We start from the raw sequence: 17,078 nt of genomic DNA on the forward strand, positions 1-17,078 counted from the left end.
ATATTATGTGTTGCTCTCGCTTACGGATATTATATTATCATGGCATATTAATTTACGTCAATACTTTTTCAAAAAAAATCATGAAATTTTAAATTTCATGATTTCCGTCTACTGGACATAATTCCGCTGCAAGCTGTACAAAATATTGTGTGCCATTTATGAGTGCTTTTTCATCTAAACGAAATTTTGAATGATGTAATGGATATGGATCGCCGAGTGCTTTATTATAAACCCCTAACAATTGCATTGCGCCTGGTACGACTTCTGTATATGCAGAAAAGTCTTCAGCGATAAACAAAGGTTCTTGAATAGGCACCGTCTGTTCCACACCGACAACCGCTTCAGCTGCTTGTTTCGCAAAATGTGTCGCTTCTTCATCGTTGATGACAGCCGCACACCCTAAATCCCACGTAATAATCGCAGTTGCCCCGTGCATTAAACAAATGTTGTGCACGATTTTTTCAAGCTGTTCACGTGACGCTACACGTACACGTTCGTCGTGTGAACGAATCGTACCACCAATTTTCGCAACATCATCAATAATATTCGGTGCTTGTCCGCAATGAAACATCGTCACCGATAAAACAGGTGTATCAAATGTTGGCATTTTGCGTGATACAATCGTTTGTAAAGCTGTCACGATTTCTGTACCGATAATAAGCGGGTCAATCGCTTTATACGGTTCTGATGCGTGTCCACCTTTCCCTTGCACAGTAATTGCAAAGTCATCGCCCGCTGCATTCATTTTCCCTGAACGAATCGCAATTTGGCCTGTCTCATATTCCGGGTGAACGTGTAGCGCAAAAATGTAATCAACGTTATTCATAATGCCTTGCGCAACTAAATCAACGGCTCCACCTGGTGCGACTTCTTCACCGTGTTGAAACACAAAACGGAGTTCCCCCGCAAATGCTTGCCCGCGTTCACTTAACACTTTTGCTGCGCCGAGCAACATCGCTGTATGCGCATCATGCCCACAAGAATGCATGACCCCATCATGTTTTGACTGAAACGGTAAATCGGTATCTTCTTGTATCGGCAACGCATCCATATCTGCACGAAAGGCAACTGTTTTCCCTGGTCTTTTTCCTTTTAATACCGCCAGTACACTCGTCGGCGTTAAACGCGTAATGTGAAAATGAGCCATTTGTTTTAATTGTTGTTCTACGTATTGTGCCGTCTTCACTTCTTCATATGAAAGCTCTGGATACATATGCAAATGACGACGCCACGTAATAATCTGTTTTTGTAAATCTTCCACGAATACCACTCCTAAAACGGTCCATAGTTTGTAAATTGTGCAATCAATAATAAAATAATAGAAGCTATTGTCATAATTAGACAGTATGGCCAAATCCATTTTAACCATTTCGTATACGGAATGCCTGCAATCGCTAAGCCCGCCATCAACACCCCACTCGTCGGGAAAATCATATTTGAAATCCCATCACCTAATTGGAAAGCTAATACGGCTGTCTGACGCGTCACACCAATCATATCAGCAAGTGGTGCCATAATTGGCATCGTGAGTGCAGCTTGCCCGCTTCCAGAAGGTACGAGGAAGTTCATTACCATTTGAATGAATAACATTCCAACTGCATTTAGCCACGATGGTAAATTGCCAATGAGTCCAACGATAAAATGTAAAATTGGATCAATGATTTGTGCATTTTCAGAAATGACTAAAATTGCTTGTGCAAAACCGATAATGAGCGCACCACTCACCATATCTTTTGCACCATCAACAAAACTATCACCCATTTCGCCTAGTTTCACAGAACAAATAAAGCACATAATAATCGCTGTCACTAAAAATAGCCCGCCAATGACGCTAATATACCATTGATATTTCATAACACCATAAATCAATAATCCAAAGTTTGCTAATAATACGAGTAACGCGATTAAATGACGGGTGTCCATTTTGTAGTTCAGATCGACTTCAAATTGATCTTCTCGATTAAATTTACCAAACACACCTTTTGAAGGATCTTTTTTTACTTTTCGAGCATGAATGACGATGTAGCTAACGGTAATGATATAAAAGACGATAAATGCGACAATGCGCAACCACATACCCGAATACATCGGTAATTCGGCAATCGTCTGCGCAATCGCTGTATTAAACGGATTCGTAATACCCGAAGCAAATCCTGTCGCCATGACGCCGAGCATCACCGTAGCAAAACCCGTTAATGCATCCATTCGGAGCGTAATCATCAATGGCACGACGATTGCAATATAGACGAGTGAATCTTCAGCAGCGCCAATAAGCGACCCTAACATGGCAAATACAAACACGAGCAACGGTAATAAAATCATTTCTCGCTTCCCGAATTTTGCAGCCATTTTTTGAATAAATGCATCAATCGCGCCTGTTTTTTTCATCATGCCAAGCGCACCACCGAATAAAAATACGAATAAAATGATTTCAGCACCTTTAACGAGTCCTAAATGAAAACTTGAAATGACGCCTATTGCATCAATTGGATTCGATGCGACTGTTTCATAACTTTCTGGATTCACTAATGTGCGTCCATCTTTTTCGACACGTTCATATTGTCCTGATGGTAACACATACGTTAAAATCGACATCGCAAAAATAATAGCTACCATTAAAACGAATGGATGTAAACTTTTTTTCTCTTTTTTTGTTTCCCCCATTGAATCACCCTTTCTTTTTATCTTTTTTACCCTATTTTGGAAAATTACACACAAAAAAAAGGACGAGGTTTCCCCCGTCCTTTTCGATGCCATTTATGCAGTTGGTTCTGTGAATGAGCGTTGTGCTAGTTCATCATCTAACATAATGACCGCATTTGAATCTTTGCGAATACGTTCTAATTTTGCAATTAACGTATCGAATGTTGCTTCTTCTTCGACTTGCTCGTCGATGAACCATTTTAAGAAGGCCATCGTCGCATGCTCACGCTCATCTAATGCGATATCTGATAATTCATAAATACGGCGTGTTACTTCTTTTTCGTGTTTTAACGCTGTTTTAAATGTATCTAATAAAGATGTAAAGTCATTTTTCACTTCTGGGAAAGCGTGAATTGTGACACGATAACCCATGTCACTTAAGAAATTATAAAATTTCATCGCGTGGAAGCGTTCTTCTTCCGCTTGTACTAAGTAAAAGTTTGCGAAACCATCATAGTTTTCATCTGTGCAATAAGCAGCCATTGCTAAGTATGCATGTGCTGAATAAAATTCAAAATTTAATTGGTCATTTAATGCTTTGTGTAGTTTTTCTGATAACATCAAAATGCCTCCTCTTCTATATCTCTACGGTTATTATACCCTAAATTACATAATTCATACATCAAATAAAATAGACAGATTTTTCACGTTCTCTATTCTGCTATACTAAAAAGAACGATTATAATTAGAGGAGTTATCATTTTATGATTACATTAGCGATCCATACGGCAAATCAATGGCGTGATAGCGTTTGTCATATTAGTTTAACAAAGGTGAAAGATGATACAATCATCGATACGCTTGATACGTATATTCACGCTACAGAGTTTGACCCTTTCTTTACGAGCCTACATGGGATCACAGCGCAAGATGTTCAACATGCCCCAACATTTGCGAAATTTGCGCCGATTTTAACGCAGTGGCTTACAAATGAAGATGTCGTTGCCTTTTATGCCCCTTACGAATCTCAAGTGTTGCACGATGTTTACGAAGCGCACGATTTACTGGCGCCTACTTGTCAAATGTATAGTGTACAACCAATTGCTAAAACGACGTATCCATCTGTCACACCAACACTTCCCCAATTTGCACTGCATATCACGAAACAATTAGCGCCGACAGAAAGTGAAATGCTTGCTCATATATTATGTGAAACGAAATGGCAACTGAGCGACTTTGTAGAACAGACGCCTGACGTAGCACATACAATAACGTCCCTTATTGGTGAAACAGTCGTGTTTACAGGTGGTCTAGCGGGTATGACACGTTCTACTGCTGCACGACTTATTCGTCAACAAGGTGCAATGTTTAGCAACACAATAACGAAACATACGACAGTACTTGTCGTTAGTGAAACGAGTATGTCTCGCTACGAGCAAACTGGTCATGAAAGCACGAAGTTACGCCGTGCGAAGCAATTGCAAGCGCAAGGACAAAACATTCGCATTATGAGTGAAGCTGAGTTCAAACAGTTGCTCTAAACAAAAAGAAGCTTCTTTTTTTATGTATTACATTGTATGACTTGTCATCATTTTCACGTAATAAATGGCGATACGATTTGGATCTTCATCTGCGCTATCTAGCCATTCAACGATACAAGAAACGAGTGTCGCTGCAGCTGATGCAGATAAATAATGTGCGGGGATATCTTCACTTAACATCATATAAGGGTGCGGACAACGCCCTTCTTTAAACCAGCTTTTAATAAGTGCTGTTAATGCATTCGTGAATGATAAACCTTTTCCTTTCGCCAATAATATTTGGAATAATTGACGGTGTTCACTAATGTACGCGAAAAGATTAATTGTATATTGTAAAAGTTCATGACGTTTTTGATATTCGAGAGAAAATTCAATTTTTGTTTGAAGAACACGTTTTTCTAAATTTATTAATGCCTCTGTTTGGATTAATTGAAGCAATTCATCTTTATCTTTAAAATGCAAATAAAATGTACCACGATTAATACCTGCTTTTTTCGCAATTTCGGCAACGGACACTTTTGCAAAATCTTTATCCATTAATAGTGCTAGTAACGCATATTGGATGTTAACTTTCGTCGATGTATTTACTGTATCATACGAGTTCATACCATCCCTCCTTTTTAAGCGTAAATCATAAAAACATAAACATTACTATTAATATCGGTTGTTCTTATCTTTTTTTTACTACAAACAGCCTAAAACAACTACTTTCTTTAAAAAAATAACATGTTTGGACACTCTACTTTAGACAGATGTCATCTATGACTAACTTATTACGTAGGACTAAACGATTTGTACTAGTCATAAAACAGTTATAATATGCAAAAATATACTAAATTGCATGCTAGAAATAACAAAAATTCCATCAACATGCTATTTAAGTACAGTATTTGTCATTTTAACAGAAAAAAGAGACTGGGACATAAGTGTAAAAACACGATCTCAAATGAGCATAAGAAAAACCGGAATCGCGCTGTGGCGCGGTTCCGGTTTTTTTTTGCGAACGATAAAAAAAGAAAATGAAATGTTTTGTCCCAGCCTCTTTTGCGTTTATGATTTAATCGCTGTTAATTCTTTTGCATGAAATCCTACTGCTTTACTCATTTCGATAAATTGTTGCTGTTGTGTTGTATCTAAAACTTCAAAAATTTGTGCGACCTTTTTTTCATGTTGTGGGAATATTTCTTTCATAAATGTAATCCCAGATGCAGTAATTGTCGCGAACGTTACACGTCGATCACTCGGACAAGCGACGCGTTCTACAAATCCTTTTTTCTCTAGTTTATCTACAACGTACGTAATACTGCCACTCGTAATCAGAATTTTTTCACCGATTTTTTGAATCGGTTGTTCTCCCTTATGATAAAGCAATTCTAGTACTGCAAATTCTGTCATATTAAGGCCATACTTTTGCATATCTTTGCGGAGTACTTCTTCGATAGACTGAGACGCACGTAGTAAGACTGTCAATGACTTTAAAGTCTGTTGTGACATAATAAGTCCCCCTATATCTTCAAAGAAAACATCTTAATTTAAAGACATTATAACAAAATATTTAATGATGGTCAACGAACAGAAAAAAACCAGTTATAAAGTACAACACCCTATAACTGATTTTGTTGAAATTTATTGAATATTCAATGCTTTTAGTAATTGTTCTACACATTCTTCGATTGTATATTGTTCTGTATCTAATACGATTTCAGGATTTTCTGGTTCTTCATACGGTGCAGATACGCCAGTGAAATTCGGAATTTCCCCACGTTTTGCTTTTTCGTATAAACCTTTTGGATCGCGTTTTGAACAAGCATCTACTGAAGCTTTTACGTATACTTCGATGAATTCTCCATCTTCTACTAGTTCACGTACAACTTGGCGGTCTGCACGATAAGGTGAGATAAACGCTGTTAAAACAATTTGACCGCTGTCGATGAATAATTTTGCTACTTCACCGATACGACGAATGTTTTCTTTACGGCTCACTTCATCGAAGCCTAAATCGTTATTTAAGCCGTGGCGAATGTTATCACCATCTAGTACGTATGCTTGTTTATTACGTTCAAATAATGCGCGGCTAAATGCATTTGCTAACGTTGATTTACCAGATGCTGAAAGACCTGTGAACCAAACGATTGCACTTTTTTGTCCTGATTTTGCTTCGCGTTCTTGTTTTGTAACTGAGGCTTGGTGCCAAACGATATTTTCGACCATTATGCTTTTACCTCCACTTGTTGCATGCCTTTAATTAACACTTCAACAACTTCTTTACGGCTGAATTCTTTTGGTGGTACTTGACCTGAACGTAACATTTCACGCACTTTTGTACCTGAAAGAATGATGTGATCTTCTTTACCGTGTGGGCAAGTTTTTGTTGTTGCCATGCCGCTGCAAGCGTTGCAATAGAAGCTATGCTCGAATTTAAGCGGTTGGATGCCTAGTTCTTCCGGTGTGAACTCATTGAAGATTTCTTGTGCGTCATACGTACCGTAGTAATCGCCAACACCTGCGTGGTCACGACCAACGATGAAGTGTGTACAACCATAGTTTTTACGTACTAATGCGTGGAAGATTGCCTCACGAGGTCCAGCATAGCGCATTGCTGCTGGGAAAATACCTAAGTGAACACGGTTTGAAGGATAATAGTTTTTCAATAATACTTCATAGCTTTCCATACGAACGTCAGCTGGAATATCATCTGATTTTGTTTTACCAACTAATGGGTTTAGGAATAAACCATCGATTGTTTCAAGTGCTGCTTTTTGAATATATTCATGCGCACGGTGAACCGGATTACGTGTTTGGAAACCGACAACAGTGTTCCAACCTTTTTCTGCGAACGTTGCACGTGTTTCTTGTGGTGTGAATGTATAAGCTTCAAATTCTGGTGTTTGGTGTTTAATTAACACAACTTCACCGCCGACATATGTATCTGGACGATTTAACATTTGTTTAACGCCTGGGTGTGCTTCATCTGCTGTACGATAAACGTTTACCGCTTCTTTTTGTTTATCTGGTGTGTAAATTGATGAAATTTTAATCGTACCGTATACTTCACCGTCACGTACTAATGTAGCTTCATCGCCGATTGCTAATGCTTTTAATTCGTCATCTGCTACTGGTAAAGCGATTGGAATCGACCATACTGTACCGTCTGCTAAGCGCATGTTTTCAACAACGCTTGTGTAATCTTCTTCATTGAAGAAACCAGTAATTGGGCTATAACCACCGATACCGATTAATTCTAAATCACTTTGTGCGATTTCATCAATCGTGATTGATTTTGTAATTGCTGTTGTGTCGTAGTTTGGATTGAAGCGGTTTACTAATGTACCGCCGTGTGCTGAAATTGTCATGAATATATTCTCTCCCCGTCATTTATATCTGAATATTACAAAAATTAACCGTGTAGACCACACTCTGTTTTGCCTTGCCCTTGCCATCTACCTGAACGTAAATCATCTACTGTCCATGCCGGTTTTGTACATTTTTCGCAACCAATACTTGGATAACCTTGATCGTGTAAAATGTTGTATGGTAAATCATGTTTTGATACATAGCGCCATACGTCTTTCCATGACCAATGAATTAATGGACAAACTTTAATCGACTTAAACTTTTTATCTTCGTTAATAAAATTTGTGTTGGCACGCGCGCCACCTTGCTCACGGCGTAAACCAGAAATCCACGCTGTCGCGTCTGATAGTACTTCTTGTAAGCCATCTAACTTACGTAATTGGCAACATTTATTCGGATCAACTTCCCATAACTTATCACCATATTGTGCTGCTTGTTCTTCAAGCGTTAATGCCGGTTGCTTCATTTCAATACGAAGCGCTGGATATTTCGCTTTTACTTTTTCAATTGTTTCGTATGTTTCTTTAAAATGAACATTCGTATCTAAAAATACGATTTTGGCATCTGGTTTCACTTTTGAAATTAAATCAATTAAAACGATTCCTTCGATGCCGAAACTACAACCGTAAACAATGTCTTCGCCGTACTCATTATAAGCCCATTTTAAAGTATTCAGTGCCCCTTTATATACTTCATCTACTTCAAAATCTGGCAAATCTGTTTGGTTGATTGTGTCAAACGTTAACATATCGTTTCACCTCTAATTGTATTAAAAAAGACACTACAAAGAATAAACGCACAAATGTCGCCTAAATGATTTGTAGTGCCTCCAGTTGTCTGGTCAGCATATCTATTCGGTTCATCATGATGAATTGCTCAAAGTATAAACCATTCTTTTCCGAGTTGTCAACTTGTATTTATGAAAAAACTTTCCAATTCATAGTTGACTTATCGGAAATAAACTTTTAAAGTATATCTAAAGCAATTACATATGGAAGCTGATCAGACGACTGAAGGCTACAAAAGTACATGTATTCAATTTACTGCGTATATGTCCTTTTGTAGCCTTCTGTCATTTTATACATACTTAAGGATGTGAAAATTTATGAAAAAACGCTTATTCGGTGTTGCGGCGATTTCACTTTCATTATTACTAAGTGGTTGTTCTTCAAGTGATGATCAAGCAAACGCAGATACCGTCAACCTACTAAATGTCTCTTATGACCCGACACGTGAGTTATATGAAGATGTCAACGCAGCGTTTCAAAAAGAATGGAAAGCAGAAACAGGGCAAACAGTTAAAATTCAACAATCACATGGCGGTTCTGGTAAACAAGGGCGCGCTGTCATCGATGGCTTACCTGCAGATGTTGTTACATTGGCACTCGCCTATGACATCGATGAAGTTGCAAAAAATCGTAGCTTAATTGATGACGGCTGGGAAGATGCTTTCCCGGATCACGCTTCACCTTATACGTCAACAATCGTTTTTCTTGTCCGTAAAGGCAATCCGAAAAACATTAAAGATTGGGACGACCTCGTCAAACGAGATGTATCTGTCATTACACCAAATCCAAAAACATCGGGTGGTGCACGTTGGAACTACTTAGCAGCTTGGGGCTATGCAGCGAAGCAGTACAACAATGATAGACAGAAAATTGAGAATTTTATGAAAGATCTTTACGGAAATGTAAAAGTACTAGATTCAGGCGCACGCGGTTCTACGACAACATTTACAGAACGCGGTATTGGCGATGTGCTCATTTCATGGGAAAACGAAGCGTATCTTTCGTTAGATGAGCTTGGTGCTGAAAACTATGAAATTATCACACCTTCGATGAGTATTTTAGCAGAACCACCCGTTGCGGTCGTAACAAAAAATACGAAGCGCAAAGGTACGGAAAAAGTCGCAAATGCTTATTTACAATTCCTTTATACGAAAGAAGGACAAGAAATTGCGGCTGACAATTACTACCGACCACGCGACAAAAAAATTCTTGCACAACATGCAGACCAATTCCCAGCAATTGATATGATATCAATTCGTGATTTCGGTGATTGGGATCAAGCGCAAAAAGAGCACTTTAGCGATGGTGGTACGTTCGACCAAATTTACACGAATAAATAAGAGGTGACTTTTTATGACGCTATCACAACCTGTCAAAACGAAGCAAAAGCCTAAAAAGATGACCGTCCTACCCGGCTTTAAGCTTACGATTGGCTATACGATTTTATACATCAGTATTTTAATTTTATTACCTTTATCTACACTTCTTTGGAATACGATGCAATTGTCTTGGGCAGACTTTTGGGCCGTTATTACCGATGAACGTGTCGTAGCATCTTATAAAGTCACATTTGGTACAGCGCTCGTTGCTGCTATTATCAACGTGATTTTCGGTACGATGATTGCTTGGGTACTCGTAAGATATGATTTCTTCGGTAAAAAATTAATCGACGGACTCGTTGACTTACCATTTGCATTACCGACGGCTGTTGCCGGTATCGCTTTAACATCTTTATATGCACCAAATGGCTGGATTGGCCAATTTTTACCGTTCCAAGTCGCTTTCACGCCGATCGGTATCATCGTTGCATTAACGTTTATCGGGTTACCGTTCGTCGTTCGTACTGTGCAACCGGTATTAGAAAACGTCGGTGCAGAAGCAGAAGAAGCGAGTGCTTCATTAGGAGCAAATCGCCTACAAACATTTACAAAAGTCATTTTCCCAGAATTAATTCCAGCAATTTTAACGGGATTCACTTTAGCATTTTCTCGTGCGCTCGGTGAATACGGTTCAGTCGTCTTCATCGCTGGTAATATGCCGATGGAAACGGAAATTACAGCGTTAATGATTATGACGAAGTTAGAACAATATGATTACGCAGGTGCGACTGCTATTGCGATCGTCATGTTAGTTGCTTCATTCGTGATTTTATTCGTTATGAATACGATTCAATGGCTCGTAAGCCGCAAATATACTGTGTAAGGAGTGAAACAGATGGTCATTTCTATCGATCAAACGAAAGAAAAAGTGAAAAATGAACCGACCGCTTTAAAAGAACCTTGGCTTGTCCGTTTCGGGTTAACAGCAGTTTCAATTCTTTTTCTATTTATTTTCCTCGTCATGCCATTAGCTGTCATTTTTATTTCAGCATTCCGAAAAGGGTTTGACGTCTACTTAGCATCTATTACCGAACCAGACGCTTGGAGTGCCATTAAATTAACGTTATTAGTTGCGGTCATCGCTGTCCCACTGAATACGATTTTCGGGATCGCTGCTGCTTGGTGTATTACGAAATTTAGTTTCAAAGGACGCAACTTATTAATTACGATTATCGATTTACCGTTTGCTGTCTCTCCTGTTATTGCAGGTTTAGTCTTTATTTTAGTATTCGGGGCACAAGGACTATTTGGCGAATGGTTTTTAAATCACGATATGCCGATCGTTTTCGCATTACCAGGTATTTTACTCGCTTCTCTATTCGTCACAGTACCATTCGTAGCACGTGAGTTAATTCCATTAATGCAATCACAAGGTACACAAGAAGAAGAAGCCAGCGTATCATTAGGGGCAAATGGCTTCCAAACATTTTGGCACGTCACATTACCGAATATCAAATGGGGTTTACTGTATGGCGTCATTTTATGTAATGCCCGCGTCATGGGAGAATTCGGTGCTGTGTCAGTCGTATCAGGCCATGTTCGTGGTTTAACGAATACAATGCCACTACATATCGAAGTGCTATACAACGAATATCAATTTACAGCAGCATTTGCTGTTGCATCATTAATGTCAATATTAGCGATTTTAACGATTATTATTAAAAATATCGTCGAATGGAAAACATCGCATCGTTAAGGGGGTCTTTACATGAGCATCACAATTCAAAACGTAAAAAAACAATTCGGTGATTTTAAAGCAGTCGATGACGTATCAATCGATATCGCATCTGGTGAATTAATCGCCCTACTAGGTCCTTCTGGTTCTGGTAAAACATCATTACTCCGTATCATCGCTGGCTTAGAACAACTAGATGAAGGTGCGATTTTATTCGACGGTGAAAATATTACGAGCATTCATGCGAAAGAGCGTAACATCGGTTTCGTCTTCCAACATTACGCATTATTCCGTCATATGACTGTATTTGATAACGTCGCTTACGGATTAAAAGTACGTCCTCGTAAAACACGTCCATCTAAAAAAGAAATTCGCGAAAAAGTGATGACACTATTATCACTTGTTAAATTAGATCATTTTGCAGATCGCTATCCGAACCAGTTATCTGGTGGTCAACGTCAACGTGTCGCTTTAGCACGTGCACTTGCGGTAGAGCCAAAAGTGTTACTACTAGATGAACCGTTCGGCGCACTAGATGCAAAAGTACGTAAAGATTTACGTCGTTGGTTGCGCAAAATGCATAATGAGTTCCACGTAACGAGCATTTTCGTGACACATGACCAAGAAGAAGCACTAGACGTTGCAGACCGTATCGTTGTCATGAATAAAGGCCGCATCGAACAAGTCGGACCACCTGAAGAAGTATACGACCATCCAAATAGTCCGTTCGTATACGACTTCTTAGGTAACGTCAATTTATTTAAAGGCCGTATGCAAAACGGTCAACTCGTCAACGGTAATTATGCTGTCAATGTCCCAGATGCTTCTACAACATCACAAGCCGAAGCGGTCGGCTATGTTCGTCCACACGATATTCATATCGAACGTACGAAAACATTTGAAGATGCTGTCCCAGCGAATATTATTTATATCCATGCGATTGGGCCAATCGTCCAAATTGAACTACACCGTGATGATATCGACGAATATTTAGAAGCCGAGTTACCGAAAGAACAATTCCGCACACTCGATTTAAAACGTGGCGAACAAGTTTACATTCGCCCACGCCAATTAAAAGTATTCGTGCCAGAAGATTTTTCAATTTAATCACATAAAAAGAGGCTGGGACAAAATATTTCACTTTCCTTTTTTAGTGTTCGCAACAAAAAACCGGAACCGCGCCACAGCGCGATTCCGGTTTTTCTTATGCTCATTTGAGATCGTGTTTTTACACTTATGTCCCAGCCTCTTTTTTATACTTGCATATTTAACAATGCTTCTAATTGTGCAACGAGTGCACGCGTTTGAAGCGTTTGCGCACATTTTTCACGTGCGTAACGTATTCCCATTAAATGATCTTCTTCTGAAAAATCAGCTACTGCATCTGTCACATAAAATGGTTGGATATCTAACATAAATGCTTCTGCTGCAGTAAGCATACAGCCAATATGTGCATAAATACCACAAATGATTAATTGATCTCGTCCCCAAACCTCTTTCATTAATTCTTCTAAATTGCTTTTCTTAAAAGCGCTATAGCGCCATTTTGCGAGAACGATATCTTTTTGCGTCGGTGCAAGCGCTGGTGTAATGGCTGTAATCGTATCATCTGCTACAAGACCTGTCCCCCAAAAATCTGTCAGCAATGCGCGCTCTGCTAACGGTTGGTCACCGGGCTGCGCTGTATAAACGATTGGAATATTTAATTGATGGCATAATGCTCGAATACGTTGAATGTTTGCAATCAATTCGGGAATCGGTGCTTTCGTTTGATCATAATAGCTTAAAAAATATTGTTGCATATCGTGGATTAGCAATACACTTCGATTTGCTGCTACTTCCCATTGGATTCGTTCATTTTGTTCTTCTACATGTGGCATATGATACGGTTGAATTTTTGGAATACTCATTTTGATATTACCCCTTTCGATTGTTGGTCGTGTATAGCATGAAGCATCGTTTGGAATTTAGCACCTGTTTCTGCAGCTTCGGCCGATGGAGAGGACGTATCAACAATACCTGCTCCTGCATAAAGCGTCATACCTGTTGCATGCACTTTCCCACAGCGAATTGCGACGACCCATTCACCATCTCCGTGTCGATCCATATAACCGACAATCCCCGCAAAATAGCCGCGGTCAAATGGTTCAATTTGTTGAATCGTTTCAAAAGCAGCTTGGCGTGGCTCGCCACAAACAGCAGGTGTCGGGTGCAACAAGCGAGCGAGTGAAAGTGACGACATAACTTCTTTCAATTCCCCTTCAATCATCGTAGATAAATGAATCATCGTATCCGTATAAATAATAGATGGCGTTGCCGGCACTACGAGTGTTTTTGCAAATGGCTCTAGCACACTTTTCACCATTGAAACGACAATTTGATGTTCATGTAAATCTTTTGCAGAAGCTATCAATTCTTCAGCTTGCGCGCGGTCTTTTTCCACATCAAATGTTCGTTTACGTGAACCAGCGATTGGATTTGCAACGAAATGTTGTCCGAATTTTCGGATTAACAGTTCTGGACTTGCGCCAATAAATCGTTCCCCGTTCGCTAAAGGAATGGCATACGTATAGCCTTTCGGATGATGTGTCGCTAAATATTGCAATATTGCTTTATATGGTATTTCATCTGCTTCAATTTCTAGCGTACGCGCAAGGACAACTTTTTGTAACGTACTTTGTTGCATACGCGATACTGCTCGTCGTACCATTTGTTCAAAAGTTTTTTTCGGTGGATAAGCTTGCACACGCGTTGCTGCAATCGTTGCTGCCGGCGCTTCTTCCCCATTGAATTGCGCGCGATTATTTATCTCGACATTGTCACAAAGGTGTAGCGCCGGAGATTGATGATGATCAAATGGTAAAGCGCCGATCACGAGCGTATGAGGTGAAGCTTTTTCGAAAGCTTGTCGTAACGTTTCTTCTAGTTTATCTAGCGATGAAACATGTAACGGCACCGTTTGTTTACCAATCATCGTTTTCATCGGCGTTTGAAAAAATAAATCTGTTTCCTCTAACGTAGCAATTTTTTGTTGTAATCGTTGCATCATAATTCCTCCTATACGCCTAATGTAGCGCCACCATCGACGACGATGTTAGCCATCGTCACGTGATTCGCTTTTGACGATAATAAAAATGAAATGACTTGCGCAATGTCTTCAGGTTCTGCGATTTTTTGCAATGGAATTCCGACTTTATAGCGCGCGAGATTGCCTTCAATGACAGACTTTTCTCCTGTATCGTCATGCCACATTCCTGTTTGCATTTGCGTACGCGTGGACCCCGGAGACACGATGTTACATCGGATATGGTACGGTGCTAATTCTAATCCGAGCGATTGACAATATCGAATAACTGCGGCTTTTGATGCACCATACGCTCCAATATCTAATCTCGGCGTCGACGCAGCATTAGAGCCGACAACGACGATAGCACCTTCTTCACGTTGCTTCATATAACGTCCGACTGCGGTCGTCGTATGAAAAACACCTTTCACATTCGTATCAAATAGACGATTCCAAGCATCTTCTGTACAAGTTAATAAATCACCTACTTCTAGCACCCCTGCAATGTGAGCAAGCGCCACAATCTCACCGATTTCTCGTTCGATCGTATCGATTGTGCGTTGTACGTCATTTCTTTTTCGAATATCGACACAAAAAGTCGTCACGTCCTGCAAAGTTTTTAATGCTTGTTCATCATAATCTAGCACAGCGATTTCATCGTATGCATTACGTAGTAACGAAATCGTTGCACGTCCAATACCTTGTGCGCCCCCAACAATGACACATACTTTTGTCATGATTTATCCCTCTTTCCTTTTTGGTAAAAATACGTACATACATGCGGCGATACAAGCCGGTATCGCAAACAATATGTAATGCCAATAAGATGCAACTTCAGCCGCTAACAACAAACCACCGATAGAAGGACCGATAATCGCACCGATGCGCCCAACAGATAATGCCGCACCTAAAGCAGCACCTCGGCTACTGGCGTCGTAATAAGAAGCATTGCATGCATTATTTAAATTTTGTGCACCGATTGATGCCGCACCACTAATAGCAATCAATATATATAGCCATGGCGATGAAAAATGACACATTAACAACAGCAATGACAGCGCACCCGCAGCATATAAAATAGTTTGTACACGTTTACTACCGAAGCGGTCAGCACATCGTCCTCCGACTAATGAGCCGATGATCGCACCTAAATTTAAGACGAGTAAAAAAAGAATACTCGACGTAATGCCATAACCTTCTGCGCGCATCATTTGTGGCAACCACGTACTTAACCCATATACGAGCAATAACCCCATAAAACAAATGGTCCAAAACGATAAGGTAATACGGCGATATTGTCGTGTAAATAACACGCGAAGTGGTGATTTAACACGTTGTTTGACCGTAATTTGTAAGTGCGTCGTATCGATATGCAAGCGTTGTAGCACGTGCTGCATTTCTTCACGATCCGTCGCCGCTAAAAATGGTAATGATTCCGGCAATGATTTCATCATAAAAGGCAATAGTAACAGTGGTAATGCACCAACGATAAATAACCCTTGCCACCCTGTATGAGGCATCATATACATCCCTAATAGTGCGACTAAAATGCCTCCTATTGAATAACCGCTAAACATAATGCCTACGAATTGATTTCGTAAATGTTTCGGTGCGTATTCAGCGGTGAGTGCGACGACGAGGGGTGGAATCCCACCTAACCCTAAGCCTGCGATAAAGCGGCAAACAGCAAAAGTTGTCATGCTTGTCGCAAATGCATTTACGAACGTAAATACGCTAAATAGTATGACACAGCAAGCGAGTACTTTTTTGCGTCCAACGTGGTCAGCCGCAACTCCCGCAACAAATGCGCCAATGAGGCTACCGATTAACGTTAGACTCGCAACAGAACCTAACATCACCGTTGAGATACCCCACTCTTCATGAAGAACTGGAATGACAACGCCTAAAATCGACAAATCATATCCATCAAATAAAATGAGAAACATTGTCCAAGCAAGCACCGTCACATGTAGCTTACCGACACGACTTTTTTCAATTAATGTTTCCGTTGAAACTTGTTGCATATGTAACGCTCCTTTTAAAATGTTCATATTGCGGCCGCTTCGATTGCGTACAACAAACAGTAATCGTAAATGATGCTAGCACTGTATGATAAATGTATGGTTTTAACCGAATATGACCTGTATATAAGCGATTTCGCGCTAAATACATTGTAGACAAATCATAATTCAGCCCGCATCCGCACCATTTTCCGTAAGCTTCTTTCATCGTCCAAATGTCACTAAAAGATGTGCGGCCGCTTCGAATACCTACTTGTTCAAATGGATGAAAAAGTGACACAATGTCCGCAATAGCTGGCGTTTTATCATGCTCACAATCAACACCAATTGCTTGATCGGATATTGCAACTACTACAAATCCATCGCTATGTGCAACACTAAAATGTGTCTCACTTACAGGACAATACGGTTTTCCAAGTGTCGTATAAGCAATCGTTGGACCGATAAGTTGTTGAATCATTAGCCCTGCTAGCAAACTACTTTGACGATCTATCGATGCTTTAAAACGCTTCGCTTTTTCGACGCGTTCCATTGGCAAACATTGCAACATCCATTGATAGTCTTGTGCGGTCCATTCCGACACATGACTCGTATATACAATTGTCATTTTCTT

At 39.9% G+C, this 17,078-nt stretch carries 18 protein-coding genes; 5 read left to right on the top strand and 13 right to left on the bottom strand.

All coding sequences use genetic code 11. The annotated features are described in order from the left end of the window. Positions 1-88: 88 nt before the first annotated feature. The 3 genes from KMHG_RS00530 to KMHG_RS00540 form a co-directional block, all read right to left on the bottom strand. Positions 89-1,261 (bottom strand): M20 metallopeptidase family protein, encoded by a 1,173-nt coding sequence (locus KMHG_RS00530; RefSeq protein ID WP_010285847.1) that lies wholly within the window; start codon positions 1,259-1,261, stop codon positions 89-91. Between the two features lie 11 nt (positions 1,262-1,272). Further along, complete coding sequence (locus KMHG_RS00535) at positions 1,273-2,664, bottom strand: YfcC family protein (RefSeq protein ID WP_010285849.1); 1,392 nt, start codon at positions 2,662-2,664, stop codon at positions 1,273-1,275. Positions 2,665-2,757: 93 nt separating this feature from the next. After that, on the bottom strand, positions 2,758-3,264 hold the full coding sequence (locus KMHG_RS00540; protein WP_010285851.1) for a ferritin: 507 nt from the start codon (positions 3,262-3,264) through the stop codon (positions 2,758-2,760). A 143-nt stretch (positions 3,265-3,407) separates the two neighbouring features. Between KMHG_RS00540 and KMHG_RS00545 the strand changes: the two genes are divergently transcribed. After that, the gene (locus KMHG_RS00545) at positions 3,408-4,184 is read left to right on the top strand and encodes a BRCT domain-containing protein (RefSeq protein ID WP_010285854.1); all 777 of its coding nucleotides are present in this window, start codon (positions 3,408-3,410) and stop codon (positions 4,182-4,184) included. 27 nt (positions 4,185-4,211) lie between these two features. Here the strand turns inward: KMHG_RS00545 and KMHG_RS00550 are convergent, their stop codons facing one another. The 5 genes from KMHG_RS00550 to KMHG_RS00570 all read right to left on the bottom strand — a co-directional run bounded on the left by KMHG_RS00550 (position 4,212) and on the right by KMHG_RS00570 (position 8,286). Then, positions 4,212-4,790: a TetR/AcrR family transcriptional regulator gene (locus tag KMHG_RS00550; protein WP_010285870.1), complete on the bottom strand. Its 579-nt coding sequence runs from the start codon at positions 4,788-4,790 to the stop codon at positions 4,212-4,214. A 444-nt stretch (positions 4,791-5,234) separates the two neighbouring features. Continuing rightward, on the bottom strand, positions 5,235-5,678 hold the full coding sequence (locus KMHG_RS00555) for a MarR family winged helix-turn-helix transcriptional regulator (RefSeq protein WP_010285879.1): 444 nt from the start codon (positions 5,676-5,678) through the stop codon (positions 5,235-5,237). Positions 5,679-5,810: 132 nt separating this feature from the next. Then, on the bottom strand, positions 5,811-6,395 hold the full coding sequence (gene cysC / locus KMHG_RS00560; RefSeq protein ID WP_010285880.1) for an adenylyl-sulfate kinase: 585 nt from the start codon (positions 6,393-6,395) through the stop codon (positions 5,811-5,813). Further along, on the bottom strand, positions 6,395-7,537 hold the full coding sequence (gene sat, locus KMHG_RS00565; protein ID WP_010285883.1) for a sulfate adenylyltransferase: 1,143 nt from the start codon (positions 7,535-7,537) through the stop codon (positions 6,395-6,397). Before sat ends, cysC begins: the two co-directional genes overlap by 1 nt. A 44-nt stretch (positions 7,538-7,581) precedes the next feature. Then, positions 7,582-8,286 (bottom strand): phosphoadenylyl-sulfate reductase, encoded by a 705-nt coding sequence (locus KMHG_RS00570; RefSeq protein ID WP_010285885.1) that lies wholly within the window; start codon positions 8,284-8,286, stop codon positions 7,582-7,584. A 357-nt stretch (positions 8,287-8,643) separates the two neighbouring features. Here KMHG_RS00570 and KMHG_RS00575 point away from each other — a divergent pair, with 357 nt between their 5' ends. From KMHG_RS00575 to KMHG_RS00590, 4 genes are read left to right on the top strand one after another with little or no spacing between them, the layout of a single operon-like run. After that, positions 8,644-9,666, top strand: a complete 1,023-nt coding sequence (locus KMHG_RS00575) for a sulfate ABC transporter substrate-binding protein (protein WP_010285887.1) — start codon at positions 8,644-8,646, stop codon at positions 9,664-9,666. Between the two features lie 13 nt (positions 9,667-9,679). Beyond that, entirely contained in the window at positions 9,680-10,528 is an 849-nt protein-coding gene (gene cysT / locus KMHG_RS00580; RefSeq protein ID WP_010285888.1) for a sulfate ABC transporter permease subunit CysT, read from the top strand. A gap of 12 nt (positions 10,529-10,540) precedes the next feature. Then, entirely contained in the window at positions 10,541-11,401 is an 861-nt protein-coding gene (gene cysW / locus KMHG_RS00585) for a sulfate ABC transporter permease subunit CysW (protein WP_010285890.1), read from the top strand. A 12-nt stretch (positions 11,402-11,413) separates the two neighbouring features. After that, positions 11,414-12,487: a sulfate/molybdate ABC transporter ATP-binding protein gene (locus KMHG_RS00590; protein ID WP_010285892.1), complete on the top strand. Its 1,074-nt coding sequence runs from the start codon at positions 11,414-11,416 to the stop codon at positions 12,485-12,487. A 146-nt stretch (positions 12,488-12,633) separates the two neighbouring features. Here the strand turns inward: KMHG_RS00590 and KMHG_RS00595 are convergent, their stop codons facing one another. Genes KMHG_RS00595 through KMHG_RS00615 form a run of 5 tightly spaced genes read right to left on the bottom strand, consistent with a single transcriptional unit; the run spans position 12,634 to position 17,072 of the window. Next, a complete protein-coding gene (locus tag KMHG_RS00595) occupies positions 12,634-13,290 on the bottom strand; it encodes an isochorismatase family protein (RefSeq protein ID WP_010285894.1) in 657 nt (218 codons plus the stop codon). Next, a complete protein-coding gene (locus KMHG_RS00600; RefSeq protein WP_010285895.1) occupies positions 13,287-14,426 on the bottom strand; it encodes an isochorismate synthase in 1,140 nt (379 codons plus the stop codon). Before KMHG_RS00600 ends, KMHG_RS00595 begins: the two co-directional genes overlap by 4 nt. An 11-nt stretch (positions 14,427-14,437) precedes the next feature. Then, on the bottom strand, positions 14,438-15,181 hold the full coding sequence (locus KMHG_RS00605; protein WP_010285896.1) for a 2,3-dihydro-2,3-dihydroxybenzoate dehydrogenase: 744 nt from the start codon (positions 15,179-15,181) through the stop codon (positions 14,438-14,440). Positions 15,182-15,184: 3 nt separating this feature from the next. After that, entirely contained in the window at positions 15,185-16,468 is a 1,284-nt protein-coding gene (locus KMHG_RS00610; RefSeq protein WP_010285897.1) for an MFS transporter, read from the bottom strand. Continuing rightward, positions 16,437-17,072, bottom strand: a complete 636-nt coding sequence (locus tag KMHG_RS00615) for a 4'-phosphopantetheinyl transferase family protein (RefSeq protein WP_010285898.1) — start codon at positions 17,070-17,072, stop codon at positions 16,437-16,439. Before KMHG_RS00615 ends, KMHG_RS00610 begins: the two co-directional genes overlap by 32 nt. Positions 17,073-17,078 lie beyond the last annotated feature (6 nt).

It is taken from the genome of Kurthia massiliensis (genome assembly GCF_000285555.1).
Classification (GTDB): domain Bacteria; phylum Bacillota; class Bacilli; order Bacillales_A; family Planococcaceae; genus Kurthia; species Kurthia massiliensis.